This window comes from Streptomyces sp. DvalAA-14 (assembly GCF_900091855.1).
Taxonomy (GTDB): Bacteria; Actinomycetota; Actinomycetes; order Streptomycetales; family Streptomycetaceae; genus Actinacidiphila.
In genome coordinates, this window is sequence record NZ_FMCH01000133.1 from 1 (window position 1) to 17,589 (window position 17,589).

14 protein-coding genes are annotated in these 17,589 nt (G+C 72.8%); 6 read left to right on the forward strand and 8 right to left on the reverse strand.

What is annotated here, in order from left to right; translation table 11 throughout:
• Nucleotides 1–183 precede the first annotated feature (183 nt).
• The 3 genes from GA0115240_RS06035 to GA0115240_RS06045 form a co-directional block, all read right to left on the reverse strand.
• On the reverse strand, nucleotides 184–669 hold the full coding sequence (locus GA0115240_RS06035) for a S26 family signal peptidase (RefSeq protein WP_176724990.1): 486 nt from the start codon (nucleotides 667–669) through the stop codon (nucleotides 184–186).
• Between the two features lie 456 nt (nucleotides 670–1,125).
• The gene (locus GA0115240_RS06040) at nucleotides 1,126–2,373 is read right to left on the reverse strand and encodes an RNA polymerase sigma factor (protein ID WP_161302037.1); all 1,248 of its coding nucleotides are present in this window, start codon (nucleotides 2,371–2,373) and stop codon (nucleotides 1,126–1,128) included.
• 215 nt (nucleotides 2,374–2,588) lie between these two features.
• Entirely contained in the window at nucleotides 2,589–2,942 is a 354-nt protein-coding gene (locus tag GA0115240_RS06045) for a YciI family protein (protein ID WP_093735617.1), read from the reverse strand.
• 173 nt (nucleotides 2,943–3,115) lie between these two features.
• Here GA0115240_RS06045 and GA0115240_RS06050 point away from each other — a divergent pair, with 173 nt between their 5' ends.
• The gene (locus tag GA0115240_RS06050; protein WP_093735618.1) at nucleotides 3,116–5,140 is read left to right on the forward strand and encodes a thioredoxin domain-containing protein; all 2,025 of its coding nucleotides are present in this window, start codon (nucleotides 3,116–3,118) and stop codon (nucleotides 5,138–5,140) included.
• 54 nt (nucleotides 5,141–5,194) lie between these two features.
• Here GA0115240_RS06050 and GA0115240_RS06055 read toward each other — a convergent pair whose 3' ends face one another.
• Nucleotides 5,195–5,893: a PAQR family membrane homeostasis protein TrhA gene (locus tag GA0115240_RS06055; protein WP_093735619.1), complete on the reverse strand. Its 699-nt coding sequence runs from the start codon at nucleotides 5,891–5,893 to the stop codon at nucleotides 5,195–5,197.
• A gap of 238 nt (nucleotides 5,894–6,131) precedes the next feature.
• On the opposite strand from GA0115240_RS06055, the gene GA0115240_RS06060 reads away from it, so the two are divergent.
• Nucleotides 6,132–8,045: a phosphoenolpyruvate carboxykinase (GTP) gene (locus GA0115240_RS06060; RefSeq protein WP_093735640.1), complete on the forward strand. Its 1,914-nt coding sequence runs from the start codon at nucleotides 6,132–6,134 to the stop codon at nucleotides 8,043–8,045.
• A 97-nt stretch (nucleotides 8,046–8,142) separates the two neighbouring features.
• Here GA0115240_RS06060 and GA0115240_RS06065 read toward each other — a convergent pair whose 3' ends face one another.
• From GA0115240_RS06065 to GA0115240_RS06075, 3 genes are all read right to left on the reverse strand, one after another.
• Nucleotides 8,143–9,354: a pyridoxal phosphate-dependent aminotransferase gene (locus tag GA0115240_RS06065; protein WP_093735641.1), complete on the reverse strand. Its 1,212-nt coding sequence runs from the start codon at nucleotides 9,352–9,354 to the stop codon at nucleotides 8,143–8,145.
• Nucleotides 9,355–9,472: 118 nt separating this feature from the next.
• Nucleotides 9,473–11,038, reverse strand: coding sequence for an N-acyl-D-amino-acid deacylase family protein (locus GA0115240_RS06070; protein ID WP_093735620.1), 1,566 nt, complete (start codon nucleotides 11,036–11,038; stop codon nucleotides 9,473–9,475).
• Between the two features lie 61 nt (nucleotides 11,039–11,099).
• Nucleotides 11,100–12,383 carry an amino acid deaminase gene (locus tag GA0115240_RS06075; RefSeq protein ID WP_093735621.1) on the reverse strand — a complete coding sequence of 428 codons (1,284 nt, stop codon included), beginning with the start codon at nucleotides 12,381–12,383 and terminating at the stop codon, nucleotides 11,100–11,102.
• 263 nt (nucleotides 12,384–12,646) lie between these two features.
• Between GA0115240_RS06075 and GA0115240_RS06080 the strand changes: the two genes are divergently transcribed.
• Genes GA0115240_RS06080 through GA0115240_RS06090 form a run of 3 tightly spaced genes read left to right on the forward strand, consistent with a single transcriptional unit; the run spans nucleotide 12,647 to nucleotide 14,849 of the window.
• The gene (locus GA0115240_RS06080; RefSeq protein WP_093735642.1) at nucleotides 12,647–13,633 is read left to right on the forward strand and encodes a sugar kinase; all 987 of its coding nucleotides are present in this window, start codon (nucleotides 12,647–12,649) and stop codon (nucleotides 13,631–13,633) included.
• Entirely contained in the window at nucleotides 13,630–14,442 is an 813-nt protein-coding gene (locus tag GA0115240_RS06085; RefSeq protein ID WP_093735643.1) for an IclR family transcriptional regulator, read from the forward strand. Before GA0115240_RS06080 ends, GA0115240_RS06085 begins: the two co-directional genes overlap by 4 nt.
• Complete coding sequence (locus GA0115240_RS06090; RefSeq protein WP_093735622.1) at nucleotides 14,439–14,849, forward strand: RidA family protein; 411 nt, start codon at nucleotides 14,439–14,441, stop codon at nucleotides 14,847–14,849. Before GA0115240_RS06085 ends, GA0115240_RS06090 begins: the two co-directional genes overlap by 4 nt.
• Nucleotides 14,850–14,938: 89 nt before the next feature.
• Here the strand turns inward: GA0115240_RS06090 and GA0115240_RS06095 are convergent, their stop codons facing one another.
• Entirely contained in the window at nucleotides 14,939–16,438 is a 1,500-nt protein-coding gene (locus tag GA0115240_RS06095) for a chitinase (protein ID WP_093735644.1), read from the reverse strand.
• A 295-nt stretch (nucleotides 16,439–16,733) separates the two neighbouring features.
• Between GA0115240_RS06095 and GA0115240_RS06100 the strand changes: the two genes are divergently transcribed.
• Nucleotides 16,734–17,588 carry a hypothetical protein gene (locus GA0115240_RS06100; protein WP_176724992.1) on the forward strand — a complete coding sequence of 285 codons (855 nt, stop codon included), beginning with the start codon at nucleotides 16,734–16,736 and terminating at the stop codon, nucleotides 17,586–17,588.
• The last annotated feature ends 1 nt before the right edge of the window (nucleotide 17,589 follow it).

A 17,589-nucleotide genomic window follows, 5' to 3' on the forward strand; every position in this document is an offset into this window, starting at 1 on the left:
GGCTCGAGACGCTGCGCGCTGCCGGCCTGCGCGGCCCGGGGATCACGGGAGCGCGGGTTCCGGCCTTTCGGCCGCCGGAGCGGAGGCGGCCGCGTAGGGGCGGCGCCCGCTGGACTTGCGCCGGTTCCGGCCTGCCTGAGCCGCGCCCGGCTCGGCGTGCCAGTGCGTGGTGTCCGACGGGACTTAGATACGGGCGGTGGTCCCGGGCCGCCGGCGCGGTCCGCGGCCCGCGCAGCCGACGACGACCCCGACCAGGGCGCCCTGGGGTACGTAGCCCCAGGCCCGTGAGTCGCCACCGGCCACGGTGGTGTCGCCGTTGTCGCCGAGCAGGACGAGGCTGCCCTCGGGCACCCGGTCGCCCGGGCGGGCGCCCACCGTGCGCAGCACCGCCGCGGGGACGGGGTCGCCGCCGCGGGCGGCCACGCGTTTGATCAGCAGCGGCTTGGGCGGCACGGTTTCCGCGACCGGTTCGGTGCGCGGCAGGCGGAAGACCACCACCGCGCCGGCCCGGGGCCGGCCGGGCGGCGTCCGCAGCACGACGAGTCGGCGCCCGGGGCGGAGGGTCGGCAGCATGCTCCGGCCGGTGACGTTCACCACCAGCAGCAGGGCGCGGGCGGCGCCGTATCCGAGCAGCAGGAGCAACCCCGCGGCGAGCAGCATGAGGGCCATCGCGATCACGGGCGGGCGGCGTCCGGCTGCGGGGTGAACGGTTCGGCGGCCGCCGTGGCCAATGCTCCGGGCCCGGGCATGGCCGGCGGCCCGTACGGCGCTGCTGTTTCTCGCGCCGTTTCGCCCGCCGCTTCCTCCGAGGCCGCCCCCCGTCCGCCGCCGCCGCGACGCGGCCGCGTCCCCACCATGCGGAGCATCGCGCCACCCCCGAGGTCCACCGCGTCGGCGCCCGTCGCCGTCGCTCATCGCCGTCGCGCGCATCGGGCCCACCGAGCCCGTCGCGCACACCGAGCAAGCCCATCGCAAAATTGCTCTTCTACGCCCGCCAATTGCCGTCAACAGGCGGCTTCTTGCGGCAGCTTCGTGACCTTGCCACGCCGACCACGTCACGTCAACGGGGCGCGGTGGAACGTTTCCTCTCTTCGGGGCCGCGCAACCCGATGCCTCCTGCCTCCTTCATGCCCCGCAAGCCGCCGCCCGCTCCAGCAGGAAGGCCCGTTCGGCGTTGTTGCGGGTCAGGCCGGCCGCCCGTTCGAACTCGGCCCGGGCCTCCGCGGTACGGCCCAGGCGGGCCAGCAGGTCGCCGCGAACGCTCGGCAGCAGGTGGTAGGCGTCCAGGGTGGCGCTGGCGGCCAGCGCGTCCACCAGAGCCAGGCCGGCCGCCGGGCCGTGGGCCATGCCGACGGCGACCGCGCGGTTCAACTCGACCACCGGGGAGGGGGCGCGGGCGGCCAGCGCGTCGTAGAGAGCGGCGATCGCCGCCCAGTCGGTCTCCTCGGCGGTCGGCGCCCGGGCATGGCCGGCCGCGATCGCCGCTTGCAGGGCGTACGGGCCGGGTGCCTCGCCCCGGGCCCGGGCGGCGGCATCGGCCCGGGCCAGCGCGGCGAACCCGCGCCGGATCAGCAGCATGTCCCACCGGCTGCGGTCCTGGGCCGGCAGCGGCACCGGCACCGGTCCCGAACGGGCCGCCGCCCGCGACGCCTGGATCTCCAGCAGCGCCGCCAGCCCGTGCACCTCCGGCTCCTGCGGCAGCAGACCCGCCAGCACCCGGGCCAGCCGCAACGCGTCCTCGCACAGCGCGGGCCGCATCCAGTCGTCCCCCGCGGTCGCCGCGTAGCCCTCGTTGAAGATCAGGTAGACGACCTCCAGTACGGACGCCAGCCGTTCGGTCAGCGCGGGACCGTACGGCACCTCGAACGGCACCCGCTCCCGGGCCAGGGTCCGCTTGGCCCGCACGATCCGCTGCGCCACCGTGGGCTCGGCGACCAGGAAGGCGCGGGCGATCTCATCGGTGGTCAGGCCGCCGAGCAGCCGCAGTGTCAGGGCGACCCGGGCCTCGCGGGACAGCACCGGGTGGCAGGCCGTGAACACCAGCCGCAGCAGGTCGTCCTGGATCTCCGCCGGGTCGGCGGGCTCCTTGGGGCCGCCGAACGTCTCGGCGTCCTGGTCGAGTTCGAGTTCGTGGCCGATCAGCCGCAGCTTGCGGGCGAAGGTCTCGTTCCGCCGGATCCGGTCGATGGCGCGCCGCTTGGCGGTGGTCATCAGCCACGCTCCGGGGTTGCGCGGCACGCCGTCGCGCGGCCACTGCTCCAGCGCGGCGACCAGCGCGTCCTGGGCCAGTTCCTCCGCCACATCCATGTCGTGCACGATCCGGATCAGCCCGGCGATCAGCCGCGGCGACTCGATCCGCCACACGGTGTCCACGGTCCGGCCCACGGCCCCGCCCGGTCCGGATCCGGCTCCCGCTCCGGCTCCCGCTCCCGCTCCAAGCCATGGTGCCGGCCCCGCTCCCCCTCCTGGTCCCGGTGGGGAGTGCGGACCGGACGTCGGCCTGTCGTCGCCTGCTGCTGTCACGACCACCCATCACAGCAGCCCCGGGGCGCCCGCGCCAAGCGGACGCCCCGGGCGCGGCGCGCCGCCTACGCGGGCTCCACGACCTGCCGGACCTCCGCGTTCAGCTCCCAGGTGTCGCCGTGGACCGCCAGGAAACGCGAGGCCCACTCCACGGCCTCCTCCTGCGACTTCGCCTGCACCATGAGGTAGCCGCCCACGACCTCCTTGGCCTCCGCGTACGGGCCGTCCACCACGGTCTGCTTGCCGCCGGACAGCCGCAGCACCGTCGACTCCTCCAGCGGACGCAGCCCCCCGGTGTCCAGCAGCACGCCGGCCCGGGTCATCTCCTCCAGCAGCTTCCCCATCTCCTCCATCAGCTCCGGGCTCGGCTCCGAGGCATGGGCGGAGGGGTCCAGCTTGAGCAGCATCATGTAACGCATCGTGTCGTCCTCTCACATCACCGGTTCGAACGGCAGTCGGCGCCGCCGCTCCGGGCGGGCCGTTTCGCCCGCCTCACTTCACGCGTCGAGCGGGACCCGGGGAAATCGACACCCCGCCGAAGAAAGTTTTTCCGCGCTCCCGGGAGTCCCTGGGGCCGTGAGAAAGTAACCGCGTGAACCGACTCGGTGACGCCACCTCGCCCTATCTGCTCCAGCACGCCAACAACCCGGTGGATTGGTGGCCGTGGGGGCAGGACGCCTTCGCCGCGGCGCGCGAGCGCGAGGTGCCGGTGCTGCTGAGCGTCGGGTACAGCAGCTGCCACTGGTGCCATGTGATGGCCCACGAGTCCTTCGAGGACGAGACCACCGCCGCTTACCTGAACGAGCACTTCGTCGCGGTGAAGGTGGACCGCGAGGAGCGGCCGGACGTGGACGCGGTGTACATGGAGGCGGTGCAGGCGGCCACCGGCCAGGGCGGCTGGCCGATGACGGTGATCCTGACCCCCGACGGGGAGCCGTTCTACTTCGGCACCTACTTCCCGCCGCGGCAGAAACACGGACTGCCCGGTTTCATGGACGTGCTGCAGGGCGTGGTCGCGGCCTGGCGCGACCGGCGCGAGGAGGTCGGGGAGGTCGCGGCGCGGATCACCCGGGACCTGTCCGAGCGGACCGGCGCCTACGGCGATCCGGCGGCGTCGGCGGGGGAGAGCGAGCTGGGCGAGGCGCTGGCCGGGCTGGCCCGCGGCTACGACGAGGAGCAGGGCGGATTCGGCGGGGCGCCGAAGTTCCCGCCGTCCATGGCACTGGAGTTCCTGTTGCGGCACCACGCCCGTACCGGCGACGACAGCGCGCTGCGGATGGCCCGCGACACCTGCGAGTCGATGGCCCGCGGCGGCATCTACGACCAGCTGGCCGGCGGCTTCGCCCGGTACAGCGTCGACCGCACCTGGACCGTGCCGCACTTCGAGAAGATGCTCTACGACAACGCGCTGCTCACCCGGGTGTACGCCCACCTGTGGCGGGCCACCGGCTCCGACCTGGCCCGGCGGGTCGCGCTGGAGACCGCCGACTTCCTGATCGCCGAACTCGGCACCGCGGAGGGCGGCTTCGCCTCCGCGCTCGACGCCGACAGTGAGGACGGCGCCGGCCGGCACGTCGAAGGCGCCTACTACGTCTGGACTCCCGCCCAGCTCGTCGAGGAACTCGGCCCGGACGACGGCGCGTTCGCGGCCGGCTACTTCGGCGTCACCCCGGAGGGCACCTTCGAGGAGGGTGCCTCCGTCCTCCAGCTCCAGCAGGGCAACGGGGTGGTGGACGCCGACCGGGTGGCCGCCGTCCGCGACCGGCTGCTCGCCGCCCGGGCCCGCCGCCCCCGGCCCGGCCGGGACGACAAGGTGGTGGCGGCCTGGAACGGCCTGGCCATCGCCGCGCTGGCCGAGACCGGCGCGTACTTCGACCGGCCGGACCTGGTGCAGGCCGCGGTGGACGCCGCCGACCTGCTGGTCCGGGTGCACCTGGACGACCGCGGCCGGCTCTTCCGCACCTCCCGGGACGGCGTCGCGGGCGTCAATTCCGGCGTCCTGGAGGACTACGGCGATGTCGCCGAGGGCTTCCTCGCCCTTGCCGCGGTCACCGGCGAGGGCGTCTGGCTGGACCTCGCCGGGCTGCTGCTCGACGCGGTCCTGCGCCACTTCACCGCGGACGACGGCACCCTCTACGACACCGCCGACGACGCCGAGACGCTGATCCGCCGCCCGCAGGACCCCACGGACAACGCCACCCCGTCGGGATGGACGGCGGCGGCCGGCGCCCTGCTGTCCTACGCCGCGCACACCGGCTCCGAGGCCCACCGCGACGCCGCCGAACGGGCGCTGGCCGTGGTGGGCGCGCTGGCGGCCCGGGCGCCCCGGTTCATCGGCTGGGGACTCGCGGTCGCCGAGGCCGCACTGGACGGGCCCCGCGAGGTGGCGGTCGTCGGGGCGATCGCCGATCCGCTCACCGCGGAACTGCACCGCACCGCCCTGCTCGCGACCGCCGCGGGCGCGGTGGTCGCCGTCGGCGAGGAGGGCGCGGCCGACTTCCCGCTGCTGCTCGACCGGCCGACCCGCGCCGGGCGCCCCGCGGCCTACGTCTGCCGGCGCTTTGTCTGCGACGCGCCCACCTCGGACCCGGCCACCTTGCGGTCGCAACTGACCTGACCTGAGCCGGGGCCGGCCGGGCCGCGGGGCCTGTCCGGCCGGCCCCGGCTCGGCCTAGGCGTGCTGGTAGGCCACCAGCGAGATGCCCACGTAGTGCACGACGAACGCCGCCAGCGTGAACGAGTGGAAGAGTTCGTGGAAGCCGAACCACCGCGGCGACGGGTTCGGCCTCTTGAAGCCGTAGATCGCCGCGCCGACGCTGTAGAGCAGTCCGCCGACGACCACGCACACCATCACCGCGACCCCGCCCGTGCGCAGGAAGTCCGGCAGGAAGAAGACCGCGACCCAGCCCAGCGCGATGTAGCAGGGCGTGTAGAGCCAGCGGGGAGCGCCGACCCAGAAGACCCGGAACGCGATACCGGCCAGCGCGCCGGCCCACACCATCCACAGCAGGAACTCGGACGTGCCGCCGGGCAGCAGCAGGATCGCCAGCGGTGTGTAGGTGCCGGCGATGATCAAGAAGATGTTCGCATGGTCAAGTCGTCGCAAAATTCCTGAGGCGGTGGCCCCCCAGTTTCCGCGGTGGTAGAGCGCGCTCACCCCGAACAGGGCGCACGCCGTGAGGGTGAAGATCCCGCACGCGATGCGACCTCGGGTGCTCTCCGCGAAGGCCGTCAGGACGACGCCCGAAATGAGCACCGCCGGGAACATCCCCGCATGCAACCAGCCCCTGAGCTTGGGTTTTACCAACTCGGGCAGGTCGATCTCATCGACGGCGGAGGGCACCTCGCCGGGTTCGTCCAGAGCGCTCATGTGTCAATCCTATCTACGGACTCGTAAGTTACCCGTTAGTAGGAGGGTTGGTGGTGTCGCGGGTGTCGGCCGCCGAACGTGCTCTGGACAGAATCATTTGTCGAGGCCCACACTCATATGAGTGCGGTCGGCACCGGATGAGCGCCCTGCAAGCGTCCGGGCCGCAGCCCCCAAGGGGCCGAACCCAACCCTCAATGTGTGACGCCGGTCTGTGCGGACCCGGCGGGACGGAGAGATCGTGGCGCGCGGCTTTGCGGCTCCCACCGAGCATCAGGAACTGATCGAATGGGTCGGCGACATCGCCGAACTCACCCAGCCCGACGAGATCGTGTGGTGCGACGGTTCGGAGGCGGAGTACCACCGCCTGGCCGAGCAACTCGTCGCCAAGGGCACCTTCACCCGACTCGACCCCACCTTGCGCCCCAACTCGTACTACGCCGCCTCCGACCCCTCGGACGTGGCGCGCGTCGAGGACCGGACCTTCATCTGCTCCCAGCGCGAGGCCGACGCCGGTCCCACCAACCACTGGAAGGCGCCCGCCGAGATGCGGGCGATCTTCACCGGGGACCCGGCCGGCAAGCCCGCCGGAAAGCCCGCCGGAAAGTCCGCCGGGAAATCCACCGGAACGGAAGACAGCCCCACCGGCCAGGAGAGTGAGCGCGGCCTGTTCCGCGGCTCGATGCGCGGCCGGACCATGTACGTGGTCCCGTTCTGCATGGGCCCGCTCGGCTCACCGCTGTCCGCGATGGGCGTGGAGATCACCGACTCCGCGTACGTCGCCGTGTCGATGCGCACCATGACGCGGATGGGCCGCGCGGTGCTGGACGAACTCGGCACCGACGGCGCCTTCGTCAAGGCCGTGCACACCCTGGGCGCCCCGCTCGCCGAGGGCCAGGCCGACGTGCCCTGGCCGTGCAACAGCACCAAGTACATCTCGCACTTCCCCGAGACCCGCGAGATCTGGTCCTACGGCTCCGGCTACGGCGGCAACGCCCTGCTCGGCAAGAAGTGCTACGCGCTGCGCATCGCCTCCGTGATGGCCCGCGACGAGGGCTGGCTGGCCGAGCACATGCTCATCCTCAAGCTGACCCCGCCCCGCGGCGAGAGCAAGTACGTCGCCGCCGCCTTCCCGTCGGCCTGCGGCAAGACCAACCTCGCGATGCTGGAACCGACCATCTCCGGCTGGTCGGTGGAGACCATCGGCGACGACATCGCCTGGATGCGGTTCGGCGAGGACGGCCGGCTCTACGCGATCAACCCTGAGGCCGGCTTCTTCGGCGTCGCGCCGGGCACCGGCGAGCACACCAACGCCAACGCGATGAAGACCATGTACGGCAACTCGGTCTTCACCAATGTCGCCCTCACCGACGACGGCGACGTGTGGTGGGAGGGGATGACCGACGAACCCCCGGCCCATCTGACGGACTGGCGGGGCAACGACTGGACACCCGACAGCGGCACGCCGGCGGCCCACCCCAACGCCCGCTTCACCGTGCCGGCCGCCCAGTGCCCGATCATCGCCCCGGAGTGGGAGGACCCGCGGGGCGTGCCGATCTCGGCGATCCTCTTCGGCGGCAGGCGCGCCTCGGCCGTGCCGCTGGTCACCGAGTCCTTCGACTGGCAGCACGGCGTCTTCCTCGGCGCCAACATCGCCAGCGAGAAGACCGCCGCCGCCGAGGGCAAGGTGGGCGAACTGCGGCGCGACCCGTTCGCCATGCTGCCCTTCTGCGGCTACAACATGGGCGACTACTTCGGCCACTGGGTCGCGCTCGGCAAGGACGCCGAGCGCAAGGGCGCCCAGGACAAACTGCCGAAGATCTACTACGTCAACTGGTTCCGCAAGGACGCCGGCGGCCGCTTCGTGTGGCCCGGCTTCGGCGAGAACAGCCGCGTGCTGAAGTGGATCGTGGAGCGGCTCAGCGGGGACGCCCAGGGCGTCGAGACCCCGATCGGCGTCCTCCCCGCCCGCGGCGCCCTGGACACCGACGGCCTCGGCCTCTCCCCGGCCGACCTCGACCTGCTCCTCACCGTCGACCGGGAGGTCTGGCGCCAGGAGGCCGCGCTGATCCCGGAACACCTGGAGACGTACGGGGAGCACACCCCGCGCGAACTGTGGGCCGAGTACGAGGCGCTGGTCGCGCGACTGGGCTGACCTCGGGCGCCCTCCGCGGTCTCCCGCGGAGGGCGGCACCCCCCAGCGCCCCTGTTGGGTGCCCGCCCGGCGCACGGCGGGCCGCCCGGCGTGAGCGTTACGGCTGGCTGTAGCCGTCCAGGAAGCGCCCTATCCGGGTCACCGCGTCCGTCAGGTCCTCCTTGGCCGGCAGGGTCACCAGGCGGAGGTGGTCCGGCTCGGGCCAGTTGAAGCCGGTGCCCTGGACGACCAGGATCCGCTCGGCCCGCAGCAGGTCGAGCACCAGCTGCTGGTCGTCCTTGATCTTGTAGACCTTCGGATCGAGCCGGGGGAAGGCGTACAGCGCGCCGCGCGGCTTCACGCAGGTGACCCCGGGGATCGCGGTCAGCGCCTCGTAGGCCGCGTCCCGCTGCTCGGTGAGCCGGCCGCCGGGCAGCACCAGGTCCTTGATGGACTGCCGGCCGCCCAGCGCGGTGGCGATGGCGTGCTGCGCGGGCACATTCGCGCACAGCCGCATGTTCGACAGGATCGTCAGACCCTCTATATAGCTGGTGGCGTGCTCCTTGGGCCCGCACACCGCGAGCCAGCCGCTGCGGTAGCCGGCCACCCGGTAGGCCTTCGACAGGCCGTTGAAGGTGAGGGTCAGCAGGTCCGGGGCGATCGCGGCGAACGGGGTGTGCGTCACGTCGTCGTAGAGGATCTTGTCGTAGATCTCGTCGGCGCAGACGATCAGCTGGTGCCGGCGGGCGATGTCCGCGAAGCCGCGCAGCAGTTCGTCGTCGTACACGGCGCCGGTGGGGTTGTTCGGGTTGATCAGCACGATCGCCTTGGTGCGGTCGGTGATCCTGCGCTCGATGTCGGTCAGGTCCGGGTACCAGTCGGCCTGCTCGTCGCAGCGGTAGTGCACCGCGGTGCCGCCGGACAGGGAGACCGCCGCCGTCCACAGCGGGTAGTCCGGCGCGGGGACCAGGACCTCGTCGCCGTCGTCCAGCAGCGCCTGCATGGACATCTGGATCAGCTCGGAGACGCCGTTGCCGAGGTAGATGTCCTCGACCTCCAGCTCGATGCCCCGCGTCTGGTAGTGCTGCACGACCGCCCGGCGCGCGGGGAGGATGCCCTTGGAGCTCACGTAGCCGTGGGCGCTGCCCAGTGATCTGAGCATGTCCTCCAGGATCTCCGGCGGGCATTCGAAGCCGAAGGGCGCCGGATTGCCGGTGTTCAGTTCCAGGACGCGGTGGCCCGCCGCCTGGAGCCGCATGGCCTCTTCGAGCACCGGGCCGCGGATGTCGTAGCAGACGTTGGCGAGTTTTGTGGACTGGATCACCTGCATGCCGGTCACCTTACGGCCAGGTAACGCGCGCCGCGCGGTGTTTTCCGCCACCTGTGGACAACTCCGATCCGGCGCGGCGGCCCGGCGGAGCGGCCCCCCGGCGGCGGCCGGGCGGCCCTCACACCGCGGTCCGCCGCACCGAGCGGCCGGCCAGTTCGCCGGTGCGCCGCCCCTCGGCCATGACGAAACGGCCGTCGACGAGCACATACGGAATGCCGGTCGGCAGGGTGCGCGGGCGGTCGTAGTCGGCGCCGGCGGCAACCGTGTCCGGGTCGAAGAGCACCAGGTCAGCGCGGTATCCGGGGCGGATCAGGCCGCGGTCGGGCAGCCGGAGCCTGGCCGCCGGCCGGCCGCTGAGATGGGCCACGCACTCCTCCAGGCCCAGCACGCCCAGCTCCCGTACGTAGCGCCCGAGGTAGTGCGGAAAGGTGCCGTACGCGCGCGGGTGCGGCTTGGCGCCGTGCAGGATGCCGTCGGAGCCGCCGGTGTGGGCCCGGTGGCGCATGATCGTACGAACGTTCGACTCATGGCCCACATGCTGGAGGATGGTGGTGCCGAGCCGGTCGGCCAGCAGCAGGCGGCGGGCGGTCGGCCAGCCGTCCAGCCGGGCGCCGATGTGCGCGGCGAGCGCCGGGTCACCGACCCCGGAGATCTCGATGGTGGACCAGTCCATCGGCACCCCGTGGCTGCCGTCCGAGCCCTCGACCTCCAGCGCGTACCGGATCCGCTCGGCGGTCGCCTCGTCCCGCAGCCGCTCCAGCGTCGCCTCCGGCCCGCCCGCCGCCGCCCAGCTGGGCATCAGCGCGAGCAGCGTCGTACAACCGGGCGTGTAGGGGTAGGTGTCCAGGCTGACGTCCGCCCCCGCGGCGATGGCCCGGTCCAGCAGGGCCAGCAACTCGGGCGCGCGGCCCTCGTTGACGCCGAAGTTCATGGTCGCGTGCGCCAGGTGCAGCGCGCAGCCCGCCTCCGCCGCCAGTGCCAGCACCTCCTGGTACGCCTCCAGCGCGCCGGCCCCGTACGACCGGTGGTGGGGGCAGAAGTACCCGCCGTGGGCGGCCACCACCCGGCACAGCTCGGTCAGCTCCGCGTCCGAGGCGTACATCCCCGGGGTGTACGTCAGCCCGGACGACATCCCGACGGCCCCTTCCGCCAGCCCCCGGGCCACCAGTTCCTTCATCCGGACCAGTTCGGCCGCGGTGGCCGGCCGGTCCTGCCAGCCCATGGCCAGGGCCCGCACGGTGCCCTGCGGCACCAGGTAGGCGGCGTTCACCGCGACGCCCCGGTCCAGCCGGTCCAGGTACTCGCCGACGCTCCGCCAGTCGATGTCCGTGTCCCGCCCGTCGCCGTTCCACCCCGCGAGCTGGGTGCGCAGCTCGCCCAGCGTCGCGTCGTCGATGGGCGCGTACGACAGCCCGTCCTGTCCGAGCACCTCCAGTGTCACGCCCTGGGCGGCCTTCGCCTCGTGTCCCGGGTCGGTGAGCAGCGCCAGATCGCTGTGCGCGTGCATGTCGATGAAGCCGGGCGCCAGCACCAGCCCGCCGGCGTCCAGCGTCCGCCGCCCGGACAGCCGCGGCCCGCCCGTCCGGATCTCCGCGATGCGGCCGGCCCGCAGCCCGACATCGGCGGTGTACGAGTGCGCGCCGGTGCCGTCCGCCACCCGAGCGCCGCGTATCACCAGGTCCATGGCCAGCCATCCTCCCTCGGGCCGCCCGCCCGGCGGCGGACCGGGCGGGGCGGCGGGTGGATCAGAAGAACGTGTGGACGTACCCCGTCGCGGTGCCGTCCTCGCGGACGACCGGGATCAGGCGCCACTTGTCGAAGGTGGTGCACGGGTGGGACAGGCCGAGGGCCACCCAGTCGCCCACTTCGAGCGGCTCGGAGGCGGGCAGGCTCAACCAAGTGTGCTGGTCGGAGAGCTTGGCGACGGCGACGCCGTCCTCAAGATCGCGGACGGCGCCGTCCCGGGCCGAGCGGACGGCGACCGGGTGCGGGAGGCCGAGGTCGTAAGGGGCGTCCCGCTTGCCCGCGTTGAGGAATGCCTGGGTCGGGGTGGGGCGGGACAGCACCTGGGCCCACAGGCGGAACGCGGGCTCCAACCGGCCCTCGGCGGGCACCCGGTTGAAGGGGGTGAGCCGGCGGTAGTGGTCGTCGTCGTGCGTGAGGTAGGCGCCGGAGCGCAGCAACTTCAACGCCGGGGAGCTGAGTTCGGGAATCTCCGCGAAGACGTCGGCGACCGCGTCGAACCAGGCGGAGCCGCCCGCGCTGACCACGATCTCGGCGGCGTCCGCGAAGTGCCCGGCCTTGTCGAGGTCCGCCGCGAAGCCCACCAGCCGCCGCAGCCAGGCCCGTACCGACGCGGGGCCGGGGTCCGGCACCTCGCCCTCGTAGCCCGCGACGCCCACCAGGCGCAGGGTGGGGACGGCGGTGACCGCTTCGGCGACCGCCGTGCCCTCGGCCTCGGTCCGGACACCGGTACGCGCCCCTTCGCCGGCGCCGAGTTCGACGACGACGTCCAGCGGACGGCGGGTGCCGGCCGCCCGCAGCGCCGCGTCCATCAGTTCGACGCCCCGGACCGAGTCCACGTAGCAGACGAAGGAGACGTCCGGGTCGGCGTCGAGTTGGCCGCCGATCCAGCGCAGACCGGCCGCGTCGACCACCTCGTTGGCCACGAAGATCCGCCGGACGCCGAACGCGCGGGCCACCCTGGCCTGGTGGGGGGCGGCAACCGTGATGCCCCAGGCGCCGTGCGCGAGTTGCCGGGCGAACAGCTGCGGGGCCATGGAGGTCTTGCCGTGCGGGGCGAAGGCGAGGCCGTGCTCGGCGGTGTAGCGCTCCAGCAGGCCCAGATTGTGGTCCAGCGCCTCCTCGGACAAGGCGAGGACGGGGGTGGTGAAGCCGCCGTCGAAGAGGTTGCGGCGCTGGGCGGCGAGTTCGCCGAAGGTCAGCCCGTCGGCGTCCGGCGGCAGCCCCTTGAAGCGGTGGTCGATCCGCTCCCGGTCCAGCGCCGCCACCTTCTCGTCGATGCCCATGTCCCGCACCCTCCCGCGTCCCCGAAACCGAACCGAACTGAACCGAGCCCGAGCGAACCCGAGCGAGCCCGGGCTGAACCCGCACCCCCAGCCGCAACCGTATCCGGGCGGGACACGACCGCGTTGCACCATGTGCAACAGCCATTGCGTAGGGTGTTCCGTGCTGTCTAACATCCACGCCTGCGCCGGGTCAACGTCCGGCCCCGAGGGAAGCGAGGGCCCAGGTGACCGCCGACTTCGACGTGGTGTGCCTCGGGGAGTCCATGGTCACCTTCGTGCCGTCGCGGCCCGGTCGCCTCGCCGACGTGCCCGACTTCCACCGGGCCATCGGCGGCGCCGAGTCCAACGTCGCCTGCACGCTGGCCCGGGCCGGCCACCGGGTGCGCTGGCTCAGCCGGGTCGGTGCGGACGGCTTCGGCGACCACCTGGTCGAGACGATCGCCGCGGCCGGCGTGGAGGTGGGCGCCGTCCAGCGCGACCCGCGCCGCCCCACCGGGGTCTACTTCCGCACCGCGGGGGAGCGCGCCACCACCCTGGGCGCCGAGCCGGGAAAAGCCGAGGTCGTCTACTACCGCAAAGGCTCGGCCGCCTCCGCGCTGTCGCCCGCGCTGGTACGGCGCCGCGACGCGTGGGCCGGCCGGGTGCTGCACCTGACCGGCATCACCGCCGCGCTCTCCGCGACCTGCCACGCGCTGATGCGGCGGCTCACCCGGCGCGAGCCCGGCCGCCCGCTGATCTCCTACGACGTCAACCACCGGCCGGCCCTGTGGCACGACGCCGACCCGTGGCGGCTGGCCGAACTCGCCCGCGGCTGCGACCTGGTGTTCGTCGGCGAGGACGAGGCAGCGGCGGCCTGGGGACTCCCCGACGCCGACGCGATCCGGGCCGCGCTGCCCGAACCGGCCGTGCTGGTCGTCAAACAGGGCGCCGCCGGGGCCACCGCGTTCACCGCGGCCGGCCGCCTGCACCTGCCGGCACCGCTGGTGGACGTCGTTTCCCATGTGGGCGCCGGCGACGCCTTCGCGGCCGGCTTCCTGTCCGCCACCCTGCGCGGCCTGCCGCTGCCCGACCGGCTGCGGCACGGCCACTTGCTGGCGGCCGCCGCCCTCACCGTCCACGACGACCTGGCCGTACCGCCCCGCAGGGAGCACGCCGACGCGCTGGTCGCGCTGGACGACCGGGCGTGGGGAAGCCTGCGGCTCGGCCCCGGATGGACGCGGCAGGCGCCGCAGGGCGGGGGGCAGCGGTGAGCCAGACCGTCGACCGGGCGCTGAGCATCCTGCCGCTGCTCGCCGAAGGTCCCGCCGGCCTGGAGCAGGTGGCCACCCGGCTGGACGTGCACAAGTCGACCGCGCTCCGGCTGCTGCGGACGCTGCACGAGCACGGCCTGGTCTACCGCCAGCAGGACCAGCGCTACCGGCTCGGCGCCCGGCTGTTCGCGCTCGCCCAGCAGGCGATGGAGGCACTGGACATCCGCGGCATCGCCCACCCGCACCTGGCCGCGCTCAACGAACGCACCGGGCACACCGTGCACTTGGCGGTGTACGAGCAGGGCGAGGTCGTCTACATCGACAAGGTGGACAGCCGCTACCCGGTGCGGATGTACTCCCGGATCGGCCGCCCGGTCGCCATCACGGTCGCCGCCGTCGCCAAGCTGCTGCTGGCCGACCTGGCGGAGCCGGAGCGGCGGGCGGTCGCCGAGAGCCTGGAGTATCCGCGGTACACCGCCCGGTCCACGCCGGACGCCGCCGCCTTCCTCATCGAACTGGCCCGGGTCCGCGAGCAGGGCTGGGCCGCCGACCTGGGCGGCCACGAGGAGTCCATCAACTGCCTCGGCGCCCCGCTGCGCGGTCCGGACGGCCGGGTGTGCGCGGCCATGTCGGTCTCGGCGCCCAACGTCGTCGTGACCGCCGAGGAGTTGCTGCGGCTGCGGCCGCAAGTGCTGCGGACCGCGGCGGCGATCAGCGCCGAGCTGTCCGGGGCCGCGCCCGGATCCGCGGCGACACCCGGACCGAACGGTCCGGTGCCCACCCACGAGCCCAAGGAAGCCCCCGCATGAGCGAGTTGTCCAAGACCGCCGTCACTCCGCCCACCCACACCGCCCCGCCGGCGAAGTTCTCGCACGGCGTGCGCAAGGGCAACATCCTCCAAGTGGCCGGCCAGGTCGGCTTCCTGCCGGCCGTGGCGGGACAGCCGCCCACCCCGGCCGGGCCGACTCTGCGCGAGCAGACCCTGCAGACGCTGGCCAATGTGCAGTCCGTACTGGAAGCCGGCGGCGCGAGCTGGGAGGACGCGGTGATGATCCGCGTCTACCTCACCGACACCGGCCACTTCGCCGAGTTCAACGAGATCTACAACGGCTTCTTCGCCGATCTGAAGGAGGCGCCGGCCGCGCGGACCACGGTCTACGTCGGCCTGCCGGCCGGGCTGCTGGTCGAGATCGACGCGCTGGCCGTCCTGGGCTGAGCGCGCTTCGGCCTCGCGCCCCTTCGGGGCACCCCGCCGGAGCGGGGTGCCCACCGGGGCGCGAGGCCGTCCGCGCCGTGCGGACCTGGTTACGGCATCGCGTGGACGTGCGCGCCCACCGCGTTGGACCAGGTGTTGCCCGCGCTCGCGTCCCAGTTCGTGGACCAGGTCATGGCGCCGCGGATCGTGGGCCAGGTCGTGCTGGGCTTGAAGGTGCCGCAGCCGGTTCCCTTGGCGAGGCAGTCCAGGGCGTTGTTGACGACGGTCGGGCTGACGTAGCCGGAGCCGGCCGCGCTGGTGGACGCCGGGGTGCCGATGCCGACCTGGGCCGGGGACAGACCGGCCTGGATCGCGGTGCAGGCCATCGTGGTGATGAAGTCCACCGTGCCCTGGCTGTAGACCCCGCCGTCACAGCCGTTCATCGAACCGCTGTTGTAGTACTGGGTGTTGACGACGGTCAGGATGTCCTTGATCTTCAGCGCGGTGGCCAGGTAGTCGCTGCCCGCGGTGAGCATGTCGATGGTCTGCGGGGCCATCGTGATGATCAGCGACGAGCCGGCCTTGGCGCTCAGCGCCCGCAGCGCCTGCGGCATGTAGGTGGTGTCGATGCCGTTTTCCAGGTCGATGTCCACCCCGTTGAAGCCGTAGGTCTGCATCAGCGAGTAGACGCTGTTGGCGAAGTTGGTCGCCGAGGCGGAGTCCCGGACCGAGATGGTGCCGTTCTGGCCGCCGACCGAGATGATGACCTTCTTGCCGGCTGCCTGCTTGGCCGCGATGTCCGCCTTGAACTGCGCCACGCTGTAGCCGAGCGACGGGTCCAGGGTGAAGGAGATCGCGCCGGGTGTGCTGGTCGCGTCCGCGAAGGCGACGGCGATGATGTCGTACTGGTTCTGCACCTGGGCGATGGTCTGCACCTGCGCGCCGTTGTTGAAGTCCTGCCAGTAGCCGGTCACCACGTGCTTGGGCAGGTTGCCGGGCGGCGGGGTGACCGGAGTGGTCGGCGGGGTGGTGGGGGGTGTGGTCGGCGGCGTGGTGGGCGGCGTGGTGGGCGGCGTCGTCGGCGGGGTGGTCGTGGGCGGCGGGGTGGTGGGGTTGCCGGCCGGGCCAGACAGCGACAGGTCGTCCGCGTAGTAGGTGGGCTGGCCGTACCAGCCGTGCGTGTAGACCGTCACCGAGTGCGTGCTCGCACCGGTGGTGAAGCCGACGCTGAGCTGCTGGAAGCCGCTGGTGCCCGGGGTCCAGGTGGACGGGTCGGTGCCGCCGGTGCCGGTCGCGCCGATGTAGACGTACGAGCCCTGCACCCACGCGCTCAGCGTGTAGGCCGAGTTGGGCTGCACGCTGACCGTCTGGCTGCACTGGCCGGTGTCGCTGGCCGACGGGACGGCCTTCAGCGCGGAGGTGCCGGAATGCACCGGGCTGCTGACCGCGGAACCGCTGCCGGCGGTGCAGCTCCAGTTGGAAAGACCGCTCTCGAAGCCGGGGTTGGCGATCAGATTGGTGGTCGCCGCGCTGGCGTCGCCGACGTTCACCAGGGCGACGCCGGTGCCGATCACCGCGGCGGCGCTCAGGCCGGCGATGGTCCGCCGCAGGACGGTTGATCTGTGCTGGGCACGGCTCGCAAGATTCTGATTCGCGTGCGATGCACGTTCCACGACTGCCTCCTGGGGGCAAGGAGTTGGGGGGTGGTGGGAGTGCGGGTGACGGAGAACACAGGTGACACCTATTAGGGAGAAAGTTGGTCCAGACCAATCTGGTTGTCAAGACCTCCGGTGGTCACCTGTCGTTCACCGATCCCGATCCGCAACTTTCCGCACCCATCCCGCTACACATCGATAAGCTGACGACCGCGAATTGCCAGGTAAGGCGGAGAAGAGGAGGTTCCGTATGCCGAGCGTCATCACGGTCACGACGGACGACCTCGCGCTCCCGCTGGAAGACCAGGTGATGCGCACATCGGCCGCCCTGGACGCGCACGGCCACATCGTGGCGCTGGCCCCGGCCGATCCGGCCGATCCGGCCCGCCGCCGGATGCACACCGTACGGTCCGCCCTGGAGGCCGACCGGATCGCCATCGTGCCGCTCACCCTGCCGCCCCTGGCCGCCACCCTTCTCGGCGAGCAGCTGCGGCAGTTGGCCGGCACCGACCTCGGCCCCGGCGTGCTCGCCGGCGCCGCCCGGCTGCTCTCCTACTACCTGCACTCCGGCGCGCTGCTCGGCTCGGTCGCCAAGCTGGACCGGGTGCCGGTCGGCGTCGGCAGCCACGTCAAGTCCCTCGTCCCGGGCCGGAACTTCGCCGTCCTGGCCCACCCCGAGCCCTACCTCGCCGAAGCCGGCCCCGATCAACTGCCGCCCGGCCCCGGCTACCAGACGCAACTGGCCCTGGCCGGCGCCGGCGTGGACACCGGCTGGATCACCGGACCGCTCGCCGCCGCCTGGCACACCCAGCACCTGCGCGAAGTGCCGCTGCCCACCGACTCCGCCGCCTGGTGGGGCACCTCGAAGCTGGTCGAGTTCACCGCCTACATCGCGGACGTCGGCATGCTCTACCAACTGGTCACCTCGGTACGGCGCGACACCTGCACCTGGTGCGGGCTCGAAGTCATCGGCGACCAGTGCCTGTTCTGCGGAACCCGGCTCGGCGAGCGCGCCACCCCGCCGAAACACGCCGCCGTACCCGCCGGCCGGGGACGCGCGGTCGAGACCCCGCGCCGCCCGCAACTCGAACCCCACAAGCGATAGG

Coding starts and splice junctions, on each gene's coding strand:
- GA0115240_RS06035 (WP_176724990.1), bottom strand. CDS start 669: ATGGCCCTCATGCTGCTCGCCGCGGGGTTGCTCCTGCTGCTCGGATAC.
- GA0115240_RS06045 (WP_093735617.1), bottom strand. CDS start 2,942: ATGCGTTACATGATGCTGCTCAAGCTGGACCCCTCCGCCCATGCCTCG.
- GA0115240_RS06055 (WP_093735619.1), bottom strand. CDS start 5,893: ATGAGCGCTCTGGACGAACCCGGCGAGGTGCCCTCCGCCGTCGATGAG.
- GA0115240_RS06065 (WP_093735641.1), bottom strand. CDS start 9,354: ATGCAGGTGATCCAGTCCACAAAACTCGCCAACGTCTGCTACGACATC.
- GA0115240_RS06070 (WP_093735620.1), bottom strand. CDS start 11,038: ATGGACCTGGTGATACGCGGCGCTCGGGTGGCGGACGGCACCGGCGCG.
- GA0115240_RS06075 (WP_093735621.1), bottom strand. CDS start 12,383: ATGGGCATCGACGAGAAGGTGGCGGCGCTGGACCGGGAGCGGATCGAC.
- GA0115240_RS06080 (WP_093735642.1), top strand. CDS start 12,647: ATGGTCACCTTCGTGCCGTCGCGGCCCGGTCGCCTCGCCGACGTGCCC.
- GA0115240_RS06090 (WP_093735622.1), top strand. CDS start 14,439: ATGAGCGAGTTGTCCAAGACCGCCGTCACTCCGCCCACCCACACCGCC.
- GA0115240_RS06100 (WP_176724992.1), top strand. CDS start 16,734: ATGCCGAGCGTCATCACGGTCACGACGGACGACCTCGCGCTCCCGCTG.